A 15,296-nucleotide genomic window follows, 5' to 3' on the forward strand; every position below is an offset into this window, starting at 1 on the left:
AAGGTTGCAACCTAAATGGAATGTATATCGCCGGAGGATCTAATGCTTGATATCAAGTTTGTTCGCGAGAACCCCGATGCCATCGATGTCGCCATGGCTAACCGCCAGACGTCTTGGGATCGCGAGAAGTTCTTTGAGCTCGACGACGAGCGTCGTGCCGTCATCACCGAGGTTGAGGAACTTCAAGCCACGCGCAATGCCGAGTCCAAGAAGATCGGCGCCCTGATGAAGGAGGGCAAGAAGGACGAGGCCGAGGCCGCCAAGGAGGCCGTGCGCGCCGTCAACGAGAAGATTGACGGTCTGGCCGAGCGCCGCACCGCCCTCGAGCAGGAGCAGTACGACTTCATGGCTCACCTGCCCAACATTCCTTGCGAGGCCACGCCGTACGGCAAGGACGAGGACGAGAACATCGAGCGCCGTCGTTGGGGCACCCCGCGCGAGTTCGACTTCGACTTTAAGCCGCACTGGGATCTGGGCACCGACCTCGACATCCTTGACTTCGAGCGCGGCAACAAGCTCTCCGGCAGCCGCTTCACCGTTCTCGGTGGCGCCGGCGCCCGTCTTGAGCGCGCCCTCATCAACTTCTTCCTCGATACGCACACCAGCCGTGGTTTTAAGGAGTGGTGGCCGCCCATCGTCGTCAAGCGTCAGACCATGTTCGGCACGGGCCAGCTGCCCAAGTTCGAGGACGACGCCTATCACGTCTCGGGCGACAACTTCCTGATCCCCACCGCCGAGGTCGTGCTCACCAACCTGCACGCCGGTGAGGTCCTCGACGCCGATACCCTGCCGCGCCGCTACACCGCCTTCACCCCCTGCTTCCGCGAGGAGGCCGGCTCCGCTGGTCGCGATACCCGCGGCATCATTCGCCAGCACGAGTTCGACAAGGTCGAGATGGTCAAGTTTGCCAAGCCGGAGGAGTCCGACAAGGAGCTCGAGAGCATGACCGCCGAGGCCGAGTTCCTGCTGCAGCAGCTGGGTCTTCCGTATCGCGTGATTAGCCTGTGCACCGGCGACCTGGGCTTCTCTGCCCGTCAGACCTACGACGTCGAGGTCTGGCTGCCGAGCTACAACGCCTACAAGGAGATCAGCTCCTGCTCCAACTGCGGTGACTTCCAGGCCCGTCGCGCCAACATCAAGTATCGCGACCCCGAGAACTTCAAGGGTTCGCGCTATCTGCACACCCTCAACGGTTCCGGTCTGCCGGCTGGCCGTACCATGGCAGCCATTCTGGAGAACTACCAGAACGCTGACGGCACCATCACGATCCCCGCGGTTCTGCGTCCCTACATGGGCGGCCTCGAGAAGATCGAGCCGGTCGCGTAGATTGGCTGCATAAGCGATTTGCTAGGGCACTCCTTTTTGGGGTGCCCTTTTTGTGTGCGGCCATACCATGCTGTGCGGACAGCTCAATAGAAAACACACGAACAACTGTTCTGTATACAGCCATCTACCTGCTATGCTTTTGCTAAATAAGAGCGAGAGAAAGGGGACGCGATGGAGCTGTTTGATGATCGGGTGGTTTTGTTTGAGAGCGACGAGGGCGGGGAGTACCTGCTTGTGACGTGTGAGCCGTCTGGCATGGGTGGCCTGGTGGTTCGACAGACGAGCGAGGGTCCGTTGACCCAATGGTGCTACGAGGAGTCGCCGCATGTGGTTGAGACGTTTGTGGCGCACGAGGGGCTTGTGGCCCTGGAGCATTTCTATGGGGTCCGGACATCTAACCAGGTTGCTCGCATGTTGAGTATCTCGTTTGCCGATTATGATTGTGCCCAGCGGGTGAGATCGCTCCTGAGGGAACTTGATGCTAAGTTTGACGTGATCGAAAAGCCAATCGATCGTACGGGGAACGACGGTATATGCGGAGCAGCATGACAAAACTGCGTTCCACAAAAAAGTTTGAGATTGTGCTTGACTCCAATAAGCTAAAGTGGTTTTATATGTTTTGCGCTGCGGCGTTACCTCAGCTGGATAGAGGGTCTGACTACGAATCAGAACGTCATAGGTTCGAATCCTATACGCCGCACCAATTGAACTTGAAGCCTCCGGCAACGGGGGCTTTTCTTTTTTGGAGACCAGACAGGGATTCGAACCTCGGTCGAGGCGCGAGCGTGAAGCGGACGCGGAGCGTCCGTAGCGAGCGGGCGAGCACGCCGGCAGGCGGGCGAAGCCGGCGCGGATCCGCGCAGCGGATGCGCGGAATCCTATACGCCGCACCAATTGAACTTGAAGCCTCCGGCAACGGGGGCTTTTCTTTTATGGCAACACCGCATGGATTCGAACCTCGGTCGAGGCACGAACAACTTAATTATCACTCCGTAAAATTTTTTCTAATTGTCGCTTGACCCATCGGGGGGTCGCGTGCATAATAATCCGTGCGTTGCGGCGTTACCTCAGCTGGATAGAGGGTCTGACTACGAATCAGAACGTCATAGGTTCGAATCCTATACGCCGCACCAACTGAACTTTAAAGCCTCCGGTAACGGAGGCTTTTCTTATATCGCGATGCGTCGAAGATCGCGCCAAGCCCTCCAAATGATTAAAAATCAAATTCGATAACTTTTTTTGAAAAAATGCTTGACCATTATTCAGTCCCTGTGCATAATAATCAACAAGTTGCGGCGTTACCTCAGCTGGATAGAGGGTCTGACTACGAATCAGAACGTCATAGGTTCGAATCCTATACGCCGCACCATTTGAGATTAAAGCTCCCGGCAACGGGGGCTTTTCTTTTACGTAAACACCGCATTGATTCGAACCTCGGTCGAGGCGCTGGCGTAAAGCGGACGATTTCCTGTCGACTCGTGTAAGATTCCGAGTAGATGTCGCGACTTATTCGCGACCACTCCTTCTTCAAGCGACCGATCAGGGTGATACTTCGTGGCAGAGCGTCCGACATACAAGCTCAGGTTTCTCGATCCCAAAAAGCGCTTTCCGGCGATGCCCGAGCAGCCTGCGGGACGCTCATATGGCGTGGTCTGGAAACTCTTTGGCGAGGATCAGCATGAATCTTGCTATGTCGTCGAATTCGTTGGCAAAAGTCATGTGTCGCTTTTGGGCTACGTAAGCGTTTCGGGCGAGGTGTACAAGGTGGACCGCCCCGTTAGCGAGACTCCGCTGCCCAACGATCCCGACATGGAACTGGTCCTTGACGAGTCGGACTCCGGTATTGGTGAGATTGTGGTTCGGGGAGCCAACGGCACAATGCGCGCGTGCGCGCGAACCGTCGGCTCTCCCGAAGGCCCCATGCGCGAGCAGTCCGACCACGAGACATGGAATTCGACCCGCTCCCTTCCTTACGGCGAGTTCATGGCATCGATGTTCCTGCGCTACGTGATATTCGCTGACTCCGAAAATGCCATTGCGAGCACGGCGGACGCCGGCGGACTCGACGAGGGTATGCAAAATGTTATCGACAAGATCAAGCTCGTAAAGTTGCCCGAGCCGGTCGAGGTGTTTTTGGGCTTTAACACGGCACCGCTCCCTGATGCTATCGAGACGCTGCTTTACCGCGTTGACCATGCCGAGAATCCGAGCGGTATCGAGCGCTATGCCGCCGCCCTTATGAGTGAAATTGACTTGCCCCGCTTGCGCACCATCGCCGCTAAGTCCGAGATGAGCCTGGCTCGCATCGATCGCTCAAAGCTTTTCTATCTCAATTTTGATCGCAGCCTGCTGGACCAGGACGAGATTGACATGCTGCTTGCGATCGAGTGCTGTCTCAACCGCCTCTCCGGCATCCTTGAGCGCATTGGGGCCGGATTGGTCCCCGCGGCATCCTCGCCGAGCCTTGAGGGCTGCGCGCTCTTTGATGCGTGGCATATCGCCAAGACGACCAACGATGTTCCCCGACTGCTCGATACGGTCTCAAGCGATAACCCGTGGGGCAAACCGGGGACGGTGGCGTGTCAGCCGGGCGGTGAGTGGGACGTGCGCACCCGCTTCGCGCGTATCGTCGAGACGCTCAACGTGATTACGCGGCTCGACTATACCTATCGGGCAAACGTTGCCGAGGGGATTATGCTCGTTCGGTTTGGGCACTCTGTCGTGGATGCCATGCCGCAACGTGAATACGACGCTCAAGATGACGCCTGGCGCGAGCTGGAAGAGGACACGCGTGCGATCTGGGCCGCGGAGCACGATGCGCGCGTGGCGCTCACGCTTGCGGCGGCGTGCTTTGCCGCGGGCACCTGCATCACGCGCTGCTATGTGCAGATTGCTGCTCCCGACAGTGAGCAGGGCGAGCGCGTTGTCGCAACGTATTTCTTTGGGCGCGCGGCCTATCTGGCCGATTGCGTGCCTGTCGCCAAGGATCTTGAGAGCATGGACATGGACGATATGCCGTGCAAGCGTATGCTTGAGGCGTATGAGTCAACTGCTCCGGAGACGATTGAACCTGCGGAGGTTCATGCTCGTCCGCGTGATGACCATCGCACGCTGCCGCCGGCGCTGCGCGATCTGCTGCTTGCCGATAAGGCTGACGAGTTGGAGGTCATGGAAGAGGACGATGACCCATACGTGGCCCGTGTTGTTGAATTGCGCGAGCAGGCAAAAGTCGACCGTACAGGTGCTTTTGAAGGTTTTTCCCGTCTTGTCGAGGAGTTGGAGGCTAAGTGCGCCGTCGCCGAGCTTTTGGCGACAGGTCCGGTTCAAACGCAGTTTTGTGATAACCAGCTGGTGCGCATGGTGCTACCGGTGTTGGAAGAAGACCGCTCTGTGCGAATCCTTCGTGCGCCCGATGCGCTGTACTTTGCCCAGCACGAGATCTGCAGCTTTTACGCCGAGCAAGAGGACTTTGAACGAGTGCTGCCCGAGGTGCGTCATCTTTACGATTCGGCGCGCTCGTCCATGCAATCGCACTTTGCGCTCATCAACGTGCTTGCGCGTCTGGAGCGCTTTGACGAGATTATCGAGGTGGCGCGCCACGGCCTACGTATTGCCAGCGATCGTTCTGCAATCGGCTACCTGTTCTATCGCTTGGCGTTTGCCTATTGGAATTGCGATCAGCTCGACCTGGCGCTGGCTTGTTACCGTCTGGTGCCGCGCGGCGAGGAGTCGGGCAGCAACGCGCTGGAAGAAATGCAGGGTCTTATGAACGAGATGGGCGTCAGCGAGCCTCCGACGTTCGAGGAAGCGGTCGAGACCATCCGCAAGGCTGGACTCGAGCTGCCGCCGGTGTCCGCCGTGACGAATCAGCTTGCCGATGCCGCTGTGCAACTGGTCGACAACGGCTTCTTTTTCCTGGCACGCGGTTGCATCTTCCAAATGTGGCGCACCATGGGCAACGACGAGCTCGGCTCCCTCAACCGCTCGCTGGGGTAGGCGAAGCTTTCAAGGAGGAAAGGCTGCTAGGCAATTAGAAAATTTCCTCTTGCTCATCCTTGGCTGTTTGGTTACTATAGAACGGCTGTTACGGAGAGCTGACCGAGAGGCCGAAGGTGCTCGCCTGCTAAGCGAGTATGCCCCAAAAGGGCATCTGGGGTTCGAATCCCCAGCTCTCCGCCAGTACGAATTTGAAGAAGGGTCCCATTTGGGACCCTTTTTTGTGCGGAGAAAGGAGGCTGGGGATTCGAACCCTCAAAAAAAGAGGCATCCTTTCGGACACCTCCTTTCAGCGAGTATATTGTTCTTCGACCTTACACCTCGGGCGCCTTGGCGACGGTCTCGCTTTCTGCCGTGAGTGGGCGGTTGTCGATGCGGCGGCCCAGGCGGTCGAGCTTCACGAGTAGCCACTCAATGGGATTTGGCCCTGCGCCTTCCTCGTCGGCAACCAGGTCCATGACGGCGATCTTGGTGCCGTCCTGCTTGAGCGTAATGCTGCCCACCTTGTCGCCCACATGCACCGTGCCCGAAAGATCGTCGTAGCTAACCTTTTCGGTCACCTCGCCGGCAAGGGAAAACACGGTCGCTTGCGCCGTAGGATCGGCGAGTGTGGCGTCGATCGTCTTATCAGTCCAGTCGGTTTGACCAATGCGCGCCATAAGCGGGTTGCCGTTGGCGGTCTTTTCCTGCGTGTTGGCGATTGCGACCGTCACCTTGTGACCGTAGTACCAATTGGCAAGGATTGCGGTATCGGTAAAGCGCTGGTCGGTGGTGGTGGAGTTCAAAACGACGGTGTAGATCTCGTCGCCATCGCGGTTGTAGGCACCCGTAAAGCAATAGCCTGCATCGTCGGTAGTGCCGGTCTTGCCACCGATGTTGCCATCTTGGCCCAGCAAATAGTTATGCGTGTCCATAGAATGCGAATGGTCGGTGCCGTCGGCGCCCGTGACCTCGATCCAGGAATCCTCGCTCGCTACGACCTCGCGGATCGTGTCGTTTTTCATGGCCTCCTGCATCATCAGCGCTACGTCGTGTGCGGTTGAGTGCATATCGCCAGTCCACTCATCAAAGTCCAGACCGTGTGGGTTCTCAAAGACCGTGCCGGTGCAGCCGAGCTTCTTAGCGCGCTCGTTCATGGCCTTCACAAATGTGGCCTCGGCGTCTTTGGTCTTAGGGTCGATCTTCTTGCCCACATATTCGGCGAGCACGATGGCGGCGTCGTTGCCCGAGGGAATCATCAGGCCGCGCAGCGCCTGCTCCACGGTAAGCCCGTCACCTTCGAGCAAGCCGGCGGTCGAATTACCCACGGTGGCTGCGGCGTTGCTCACCGTGGCCTTCTCGTCCATCTTGCAATTCTCAACGGTTAGGATTGCGGTCATGACTTTGGTGATCGAGGCGATTTTGACCTGCTCATCGGCGCCGCGCCCATAGTAGACGGTGCCGTCTTTGCCCATGACGAAGGCATTGGTCGCATCGATATCGGGTAGATTCTCGGCCATGATGCCGCGTGCATCGGCGGTTTTGCCGCAGACATTGTCGGTCGTGAGCACTTGGGCGCCGGCGACGGTGGGCGCGCCAGCGGTAAGGGCGATAGCGCAGACAAAGCCGGCGGCAAGCTGGGCTGAGCGCTTTGCAAAAGAGGTGAGGGACTTCACAGATTTCGCTTTCGACGGGATGGTCTCTTCTGGAACTAGAGTATATCGTTTGCCGGCATCGGCGATCATCGCGTGCGTGCGTGGCCCACATCCGCGCCCGAACGGGCACAAGGGTGCTTAAGGCCGACTTAATCACCCACGCTTGTTGTGTGTGACGGGCGCCCCCTCGGGCATAATGGAGCGCGAGAGGAGTACGCATGAACGAGCGCATACTGGTAGTTGATGACGAGAAGGCCATCGCCGACCTAGTTGGCATCTACCTTACAAAAGAAGGCTTTGACGTACAGGTCGCCTATAGCGGGGCCGATGCTGCCAAGGCAATCTTGGAGCAAGAGTTCGATCTGGCGCTGCTGGATGTCATGCTGCCCGATATCGATGGCTTTGAGCTGTTGCGTACGATCCGTTCCAGCCATACCTATCCCGTGATCATGCTGACGGCGCGCGATGCCCAGCAAGACAAGATCGAGGGCCTTTCGCTTGGCGCAGACGATTACGTGGTCAAGCCGTTCCGCCCGCTGGAACTCATCGCGCGCGTTCATGCTCAGCTTCGTCGTTATACCAGCTACGGCAGCCGCGCACAGGCGGCCGAGTCGCCGATCATCCAGCTCGACGGCCTCGAGATCAACCGCGACGCCCGCTCTGTGACGGTGGACGGTGCGCCGGTGCGCCTCACGCCCATCGAGTATTCCATCTTGCTGTATCTGGCCGAGCATCGCGGCAGCGTAGTGCCCGTGGAGGACCTGTTCCGCGCGGTGTGGAACGAGGACTATATGCCCGGCTCCAACAATACGGTGATGGTGCACATTCGCCACCTGCGCGAAAAGATCGGTGACGACGCTCAAAAGCCGCGCTTTATCAAAAACGTCTGGGGCGTCGGCTACATAATCGAATAACGCCTTTGATGGTGGGGAAGTGGATATGACAAAAGACGATAGGCAGGCATTCGAGGTGCCCGATCGACTCTTTGAATACGTGAGGTCGGTCGTCGACAACCGCGCGCTTGCAACGGTGCTGCTCTTTTTGCTGAGCCTGCTGCTGATTGGCATCGATAACATCGCTGGAATCTTGGCGGTGCTGCTTGTCGGCTTTTTGCTGATCGATCGATTTGAAATCGTACGCCGCTGCGTGGTGATTGGCGGTGCCGCGTGGGCCATGACGTTGGCGATTGGCGCCATGGCGCTCGGCGGCATCGAAGGGCCGGTGCTGTTCGATGCCGGCTTTGTATTCAACATGCTTGGCTTTGTGCTGGCGCTTGCCGTGTGCGTGCTGTTCTTTTGCGGCCGCGCCCTGTACTACCAGGGCTATGAGCAGGGCGAGCAGCATGCCGATTGTGTGCTGGCCGCTCGTATTCAAGATCGCCTGATCGATCACCCCGACACCTGGGACAACATCGACGGCGACTTCCTGGAGGTCGAGGGCGCACTCAACCGTGTGCGCGATCGCGAGCGCAAGGTGCAACAGGCCTTGCGTGACGAGTCTCATCGCAAGGACGATCTGGTCACGTACTTGGCACATGACCTACGCACCCCGCTTGCCAGTGTGGTGGGCTATCTTTCGCTGCTGCAAGAGGCTCCTGAGCTGCCGGTTGAGCAACGTGCGCACTTTACGGGCGTGGCGCTCGACAAGGCGCACCGGCTCGATGCACTCATCGAAGAGTTCTTCGATATCACGCGCTTTGACTTCCACGATATCGTGCTCACGCGCGGCTATGTTGATCTGGGGTTGCTGCTGGCTCAGGTGGCTGACGAGTTCTATCCCATCCTCAACGAGCAACATAAGGAAGCCCAGGTTGATATTCGCGAGGACCTGACGGTGCTCGTGGATGGCGATAAGATGGCCCGCGTGTTTAACAACATCATGAAAAACGCCGTCGCCTATAGCTATGAGGGCTCGACTATCACGATTGAGGCCAGGCGCCAAGACGATGGCGGCGTGCGCGTGCGCTTTATCAATCAGGGCGATCCTATCCCTGCGGCTAAGCTCAAGGTGATCTTTGAGAAGTTCTATCGCCTGGATGCGGCGCGTGCGACCAATCGCGGTGGTGCCGGTTTGGGCCTTGCTATTGCCAAGGAGATCATCGCGGCACACGGCGGTACCGTTGCATGTGAATCGACGCCCGAACACACGATATTCACCATCGAGCTGCCCGCCGCATAGCTAGCGTGCCCTTACAAACACTTGACAATGTGCTCACGTGCGTATGAGCCGCGATTCCTACTATCGATACTGCTGAATTGATATCGATATGGAGGTGTGCGGTATGACGGCTGCTGCGGCTGTGGAGCCCACGGAGCTTGAAGAACTCATGGAAGCGCAGGCCGAGGCCGCGCATGAGCGCGAGGTTGGGGATGCGACTCGCCCCACGGCAGAGGATCTTGCCGCCTCGCCGACGCGCATCGATGTCGAGGGCATCGACCTGTTCTATGGCGACCACCATGCGCTCAAGGACGTGAATATCAAGATCCGCGACAAGCAGATCACCTCGTTCATCGGGCCTTCGGGCTGCGGAAAGTCCACGTTGCTGCGCTGCTTTAACCGCATGAACGACGGCATCAAGGATTGCCGCATCGAGGGCAAGATTGCGCTCGATGGTCAAGATATCCTGGGCGATTGCGACATCTGCCGTTTGCGCCAGCGCGTGGGCATGGTGTTCCAACGCCCCAACCCATTTCCCATGAGCATCTACGACAACGTCGCCTACGGTCCTCGCGGTATGGGTGTGCGCGACCGCGCCGTGCTCGATGAGCTGGTCGAGGACTCCCTGCGTCGCGCTGCCCTGTGGGACGAGGTCAAGGACAAGCTCAAAGAGTCGGGCCTGGGTCTTTCGGGTGGACAGCAGCAGCGCCTGTGCATCGCCCGCGCACTTGCCGTGCAGCCCGACATTCTGCTGATGGACGAGCCGACTTCGGCACTCGACCCTGTGTCGACGTTGGTGGTGGAGCAGCTGGCCTGCGAGCTCAAGGAGACCTGCACGCTGGTGGTCGTGACGCACAACATGCAGCAGGCCGCGCGTATTTCCGATTCGGTTGCGTTCTTTTTGCTGGGTGAGCTGGTGGAGCACGCGCCCACCGCGCAACTCTTTAAGAATCCGTCCGATCCGCGCACCGCGGATTATTTGACGGGGCGTTTTGGCTGACGCTGTCTTTTACAGGTGCCTTTAGGGTTAAGATGCGGTCATATCGGCCGCAAAGGGGTTCAACATGATCTATTACGTCGAGGACGATGACAACATCAGGGATTTGACAGTCTACGCGCTGCGCAAGCAGGGAATCGAGGCCGAGGGCTTTTCGTGTGATGGCGAGTTTAAAGCTGCCGTGGCGCGACGGGTGCCCGATGCTGTGCTGCTCGATATCATGCTGCCCGACACCGATGGCTTGGCGATTATGCGTCGCCTGCGTGCCGATCGCCTGACGGCGACGGTGCCCATCATGATGCTTACCGCCAAGGACACCGAGCTCGACAAGGTGATGGCGCTCGATGGCGGTGCCGACGATTACCTGACTAAGCCGTTTTCGCTCATGGAGCTTGCGAGCCGCTGCCGCGCACTGCTGCGTCGCGGCGGCATGGTCAAGCAGGCGAGCGATGTGCTCAGCGTGGGCGACATCGTGCTTTCGCCTAGCCATCGCGAGGTGACCGTTGCCGGCGAGCCGCTTAAGCTCACCCTGCGCGAGTTCGACCTGCTCGAGTACCTCATGCGCAAGCCCGGCGTGGTCTTTACCCGCGAGTCGTTGCTGCAGAGCGTGTGGGGCTGGGACTTCGACGGCGGTTCGCGCACCGTTGACGTGCACGTGCAGACGCTTCGCCAAAAACTGGGCGAGCATGCCAGCGCCATCGAGACCGTGCGCGGCGTGGGTTATCGCCTGGCCGAGCCTTCTGCCGGTGATGGTGCCGAAGGCGACGACACCGCGGCCACCGCATCGGAGGAGTAACCCGTGGTCTTCGCCCCCCAGGGAAAACATACGCTGTCGCACCGCGTTTTTGTGACGATCTTTGTCTGCGCCATGGCGGTTATCGTGGCGTTTACGGTGCTGGGTGCGTTCTTTGTGCAAAACACTTTGGCGGATGCCACGAGTGCCAATCTGGCGCAGGAAACCGAGCTCATTGCTGCCGCCCTCGACGAGCAGCAGGAGCCCATTCCGTTCTTGCGAAGCCTCGATCGCGAGGATCTTCGTATCACGCTGATCAATAAGGACGGATCTGTTGCCTACGACAACGAGGCGTCGCCTTCCACACTGCCCAACCATGGCGATCGCCCCGAGGTCATCGAGGCCTTTGAGAGTGGTTCGGGTTCCGCGGAGCGCGCAAGCTCTACACTCGACGAGATTATGCTGTATCGCGCCGTCACCCTTGATAACGGCCAGGTCGTTCGCTTGGCGCAGGCCCAGCCTGGCGTTGCGGCGATTTTGCTGTCGATGCTGGCGCCGATGCTGCTTATCGCAGCAGCGGGTGCAGTACTCTCGTTTTTTATGGCGCGCCGTGAGTCCCGTGCCATCATCGCGCCGTTGCAAGAGGTGGATTTGGATCACCCACGCCGTAGCTATGAGCACGCCTATGCCGAGATGGTCCCCATGCTTGAGCGCATCGAGTCGCAGCGCCAGGAACTCAAGCGCCAAATGGCGGTGCTAGCGGACAACGACCGTATGCGCCGCGAGTTCACGGCGAATATCACCCATGAGCTCAAGACGCCGCTTACGGCGATTTCGGGCTATGCCGAGCTCATCGCAAATGGCATGGTCGAGGGCGAGGACGACCTGCGCAACTTTGGCGGTCGCATCTATCGTGAGGCGGGCCGCTTGGCAGCGCTTGTCAACGACATCCTTACGCTGTCTAACTTGGACGAGGCCGAACGTGCAACTGAAGGCGAGGCGGTGCCCATTGGGTCCACGGAGCCTATTGAGCTCTCGCGTGCCATCTACACGGTTGAGCAGCGTCTTGAACAGGTCGCCCGTCAGGCGAATGTGACGATAAGTCATGAGACCAAGCCTGTGGTCATCGAAGGCGTGTCGCGCTTGATTGATGAGCTCATCTACAATCTGGCAAGCAACGCCATCCGCTACAATCGACCCGGCGGTACGGTTACGCTGCAGTGCGGCACCAACGACGAAGGCCATCCGTTCCTCGCGATCGCCGATACGGGAATCGGTATCGCGCCTGAAGAACAGGGCAAGGTATTTGAGCGGTTCTATCGCGTGGACAAGAGTAGGTCCAAGGCACGCGGCGGAACCGGCCTGGGGCTTGCCATTGTCAAGCATGCGGCCCTGTATCATCATGCCACGCTCGATCTATCGAGCGAGTTGGGCGTGGGAACCACCATTACGGTGGCGTTTCCCATACAGCAGGACGAGCCATTCGCATAGCGATACAACATAGATAATGATGTAGGCGCCGCATCGGACTTTCGGGTGCGGCGTTGTTGTGCAATTTTACGATTGCTTCCGTCATTTTTACAGGAGAGCCTGTTTCTTATGTATAGAGTTTGGTCTCGGTAAAAAGATGCGATAACATACGGACAGTTTTGTCAATCCGAACTGGGGAAATGAAAGGCAAGCTGCATGACCCTTCTCGAACTGTTCCAGCTGCTGAAGAAGCACCTCAAGCTGGTCATCACCCTTCCGGTGGTCTGCGCGATCGCCATGGGCATCGTGTCCTTCGTTGCGATGGACAACACCTATACCGCGACGACGAGCATGTACATTCTCGCCAAGACCGACGATAGCGGTCAGATGAGCTACAACGATCTCTCGGCGAGCCAGATGCTTTCCAACGATATCGCCACGCTGCTTGATAGCGATAGCGTCAAGAGCGGCGCCGCCAAAGAACTGGGCCTCACCGATCTGGATGACTACAAGGTGTCTGTTTCCTCCGAGACCACCACGCGTGTCATTACGCTTTCGGTTACCGGCACCGATGCCAAGGAGACGGCTGAGGTCGCAAAGGCCATGGCCAGCTCGGTGAGTACGGTCGCTCAGAACGTCGGCGCTGCCCAGAGCATCAACGTTATCGACGAGGCTAAGACCCCCGAAGCCCCCAGTGGCCCCAAGCGCACGCTGTTTATTGCCGTCGCGTTCCTCGCCGGTATCTTTATCGCAGTTGCCTATGTCGTTTTGGCAGACATGCTCAATACCCGCATTCGCGGTGCCGAAGAGGCAGAAGAGCTCCTAGGTATTCCCGTTGTTGGCCGAATTCCGGCTATGAAAGGTGGTAAATAGGCATGGCTAAGGCAAAGAACACCGACAAGCTCGTTGTACAGAATGCCGCCAAGACCCTTCTGGCCAACATCCGCTTTGCGAGCGTGGACGACCCCATTCGCACCATCACCGTTACCTCCTCGATTCCCAACGAGGGCAAGTCTACGGTTTCCATTAACCTTGCTCAGGCAATTGCCACCAGCGGCAAGAGTGTCCTGCTGGTCGAGGCTGATATGCGTCGCAGGTCCCTTGCCGATATGCTCGGCGTCCGCTCCCGCGGTGGACTCTATGCAGTCCTGTCCGAGCAGATCTCCATTGACCAGGCAATTGTCGAGACGGGTCAGAAGAACTTCTACTTCCTCGATGCCGAGCCGCATATTCCCAATCCTGCCGACATCATCGTCTCCCATCGCTTTTCCAAGTTGGTCAAGGCACTGTCTGCTAAGTTCCAGTATGTCATCTTCGATGCTCCTCCGGTCGGCACCTTCATCGATGCTGCCGAGATTGCCAGCCTGACCGACGGTGCGCTTTTTGTCGTGCGTGAGGATTTCACCAAGCGCGAGGAGGCGCTCAACGCCATCGGTCAGCTTAAGAAGTCCGAGAAGGTCAAGCTCATCGGTACCGTCATGAATTACTGTGAGACCGAGACCAGCGAGTACTACTATTCTTACTACACCAAGGACGGTAAGAAGGTTAAGAAGGGCTCCGACGGTCAGGGCACTTCCAAAAAGGGCATCTTCACCAACCGAGCAAACGTTTAGTTGATTAGGGCCGACCTATGCGTGACATTCATTGCCATATCTTGCCGGGTGTAGACGACGGCGCCGCCGATCTCGATGAGAGCTTGGCGATGCTCGAGGCTGCCAAGCGGGCCGGTGTAACCAGAATCGTTTGCACTCCTCACTGCCGTGATCCCTATTTTGATTACGACAAGATGTGGGATGCCTTTGAGCTGCTGCGCGATAACGCTGACGGTTTTCCGCTCCAGATGGGCTTCGAGGTCAACCATCGAAAGCTCGTTGAACTTGGTATCGATGCCGCGGAGCACTTGCATTTCGATGGGACCAACGAGTTCCTGCTCGAGCTTTCGACGCATGCCGATGCGTATGCGTTTAGAGAATACGAGAACACGATTTACGATTTGCAGTGCCGTGGCTACCAGGTGATCATCGCTCATCCTGAGCGCTATCGTGCGGTTCAAAAGGATGTAAGCGTGGCGGAACGCCTGGTCGATATGGGCTGCAAGCTGCAGGCTTCGGCGGACTTTATTGCCGGCGGTCGCTTTGGTCGCGAGAAAAAGCCGGCACAGCGCCTGTTCGATCAGAACCTGTACAGCTTCATCGCGAGCGATGCCCATAACGTGGGTCATTACGACTGCCTGGCGAAGGCTCGCGCGAAGTTTAGCGTGCGCGGAGCTCATTTTCGCTAAAATCTGTCCCTAACGTTCTCATTGAATGAAAGGGCAGCCATGGATATCCAACTTAAGACGGGATGCTTTGATGACGCGGCGTTGGTGCGCCGCGTCGTTTTTATGGACGAGCAGGGCTACGAGAATGAGTTCGACGCTATCGACGAGGACCCGAACTGCATTCATGTGACGCTCTATGTAGACGGCGAGCTTGCCGGTTGCTCGCGCGTGTTTCCCGAAGAGCTTGAGCGCGCGGCTGATGCGGAAGCCCCGGTGTCGCCGGCGTGCGACTTGGACGAAGGCGTCGCAGCGGGGGAGACCTACATTATGGGGCGCGTCGCCGTGCTGCCGGCTATGCGTCGTCGTGGTTTGGCGAGTGCGATCGTTGAGGCCAGTGGTGCGTGTGCACGCGATGCCGGCGCTAAGCTTATTAAGCTGCACGCGCAGGAATACGTGCTGCCACTCTATGCCAAGGCGGGTTACACGCAGATTGCCCCGGTGGACTATGAGGATGAAGGCCAGCCCCATGCCTGGATGGCTAAGCGCGTAGATGGCAGATAGGGACGTTCCTTTTCTGCCGGCAGCTGGGGACACTCCTTGGCAATTGGCGCATTGGAGCGCTCGGACATACAGTTTTTCGATTCCGTATGTATATATGCGCGCTAATGGGTTATAAAATCTAAGTCTGAACATAGCAGGTCTGCGATGCGGCTCGGGCAACCG

The 15,296-nt window shown here is 58.2% G+C and carries 13 protein-coding genes and 4 tRNA genes; 16 read left to right on the plus strand and 1 reads right to left on the minus strand.

Translation table 11 applies throughout. The features are described from left to right. Window positions 1-42 precede the first annotated feature (42 nt). From serS to DXD77_RS04775, 7 genes are all read left to right on the plus strand, one after another. Window positions 43-1,326 carry a serine--tRNA ligase gene (gene serS / locus DXD77_RS04745; RefSeq protein WP_117647930.1) on the plus strand — a complete coding sequence of 428 codons (1,284 nt, stop codon included), beginning with the start codon at window positions 43-45 and terminating at the stop codon, window positions 1,324-1,326. A gap of 171 nt (window positions 1,327-1,497) precedes the next feature. Further along, window positions 1,498-1,875: a hypothetical protein gene (locus DXD77_RS04750; RefSeq protein ID WP_117583806.1), complete on the plus strand. Its 378-nt coding sequence runs from the start codon at window positions 1,498-1,500 to the stop codon at window positions 1,873-1,875. 77 nt (window positions 1,876-1,952) lie between these two features. Continuing rightward, window positions 1,953-2,029: transfer RNA gene (locus DXD77_RS04755), tRNA-Arg, on the plus strand. A gap of 353 nt (window positions 2,030-2,382) precedes the next feature. Beyond that, a tRNA-Arg gene (locus DXD77_RS04760) sits at window positions 2,383-2,459 on the plus strand. A 159-nt stretch (window positions 2,460-2,618) separates the two neighbouring features. Then, a tRNA-Arg gene (locus tag DXD77_RS04765) sits at window positions 2,619-2,695 on the plus strand. A gap of 185 nt (window positions 2,696-2,880) precedes the next feature. After that, the gene (locus tag DXD77_RS04770; protein WP_117647932.1) at window positions 2,881-5,322 is read left to right on the plus strand and encodes a lipopolysaccharide assembly protein LapB; all 2,442 of its coding nucleotides are present in this window, start codon (window positions 2,881-2,883) and stop codon (window positions 5,320-5,322) included. Window positions 5,323-5,414: 92 nt separating this feature from the next. Then, window positions 5,415-5,505 (plus strand) — tRNA-Ser (locus DXD77_RS04775). A 131-nt stretch (window positions 5,506-5,636) separates the two neighbouring features. Here DXD77_RS04775 and DXD77_RS04780 read toward each other — a convergent pair. Continuing rightward, window positions 5,637-6,977, minus strand: coding sequence for a D-alanyl-D-alanine carboxypeptidase family protein (locus DXD77_RS04780; protein ID WP_158549088.1), 1,341 nt, complete (start codon window positions 6,975-6,977; stop codon window positions 5,637-5,639). A gap of 197 nt (window positions 6,978-7,174) precedes the next feature. Between DXD77_RS04780 and DXD77_RS04785 the strand changes: the two genes are divergently transcribed. The 9 genes from DXD77_RS04785 (at window position 7,175) to DXD77_RS04825 (ending at window position 15,134) form a co-directional block, all read left to right on the plus strand. Then, the gene (locus tag DXD77_RS04785) at window positions 7,175-7,870 is read left to right on the plus strand and encodes a response regulator transcription factor (RefSeq protein WP_117647936.1); all 696 of its coding nucleotides are present in this window, start codon (window positions 7,175-7,177) and stop codon (window positions 7,868-7,870) included. Window positions 7,871-7,895: 25 nt separating this feature from the next. Then, entirely contained in the window at window positions 7,896-9,134 is a 1,239-nt protein-coding gene (locus DXD77_RS04790; protein WP_117647938.1) for a sensor histidine kinase KdpD, read from the plus strand. A gap of 103 nt (window positions 9,135-9,237) precedes the next feature. Continuing rightward, window positions 9,238-10,113: a phosphate ABC transporter ATP-binding protein PstB gene (pstB, locus tag DXD77_RS04795; protein WP_199409003.1), complete on the plus strand. Its 876-nt coding sequence runs from the start codon at window positions 9,238-9,240 to the stop codon at window positions 10,111-10,113. A gap of 64 nt (window positions 10,114-10,177) precedes the next feature. Further along, window positions 10,178-10,906: a response regulator transcription factor gene (locus tag DXD77_RS04800; protein ID WP_089572665.1), complete on the plus strand. Its 729-nt coding sequence runs from the start codon at window positions 10,178-10,180 to the stop codon at window positions 10,904-10,906. Window positions 10,907-10,909: 3 nt separating this feature from the next. After that, entirely contained in the window at window positions 10,910-12,334 is a 1,425-nt protein-coding gene (locus DXD77_RS04805; protein WP_117647940.1) for a cell wall metabolism sensor histidine kinase WalK, read from the plus strand. Window positions 12,335-12,529: 195 nt separating this feature from the next. Continuing rightward, window positions 12,530-13,186: a YveK family protein gene (locus DXD77_RS04810; RefSeq protein WP_117647942.1), complete on the plus strand. Its 657-nt coding sequence runs from the start codon at window positions 12,530-12,532 to the stop codon at window positions 13,184-13,186. A 2-nt stretch (window positions 13,187-13,188) separates the two neighbouring features. After that, on the plus strand, window positions 13,189-13,926 hold the full coding sequence (locus tag DXD77_RS04815) for a CpsD/CapB family tyrosine-protein kinase (protein WP_117647944.1): 738 nt from the start codon (window positions 13,189-13,191) through the stop codon (window positions 13,924-13,926). A 17-nt stretch (window positions 13,927-13,943) separates the two neighbouring features. Further along, window positions 13,944-14,594, plus strand: coding sequence for a tyrosine-protein phosphatase (locus DXD77_RS04820; protein WP_022094060.1), 651 nt, complete (start codon window positions 13,944-13,946; stop codon window positions 14,592-14,594). A gap of 39 nt (window positions 14,595-14,633) precedes the next feature. Then, complete coding sequence (locus tag DXD77_RS04825; RefSeq protein ID WP_117647946.1) at window positions 14,634-15,134, plus strand: GNAT family N-acetyltransferase; 501 nt, start codon at window positions 14,634-14,636, stop codon at window positions 15,132-15,134. Window positions 15,135-15,296 lie beyond the last annotated feature (162 nt).

This window comes from Collinsella sp. TM09-10AT (assembly GCF_003436275.1).
Classification (GTDB): domain Bacteria; phylum Actinomycetota; class Coriobacteriia; order Coriobacteriales; family Coriobacteriaceae; genus Collinsella.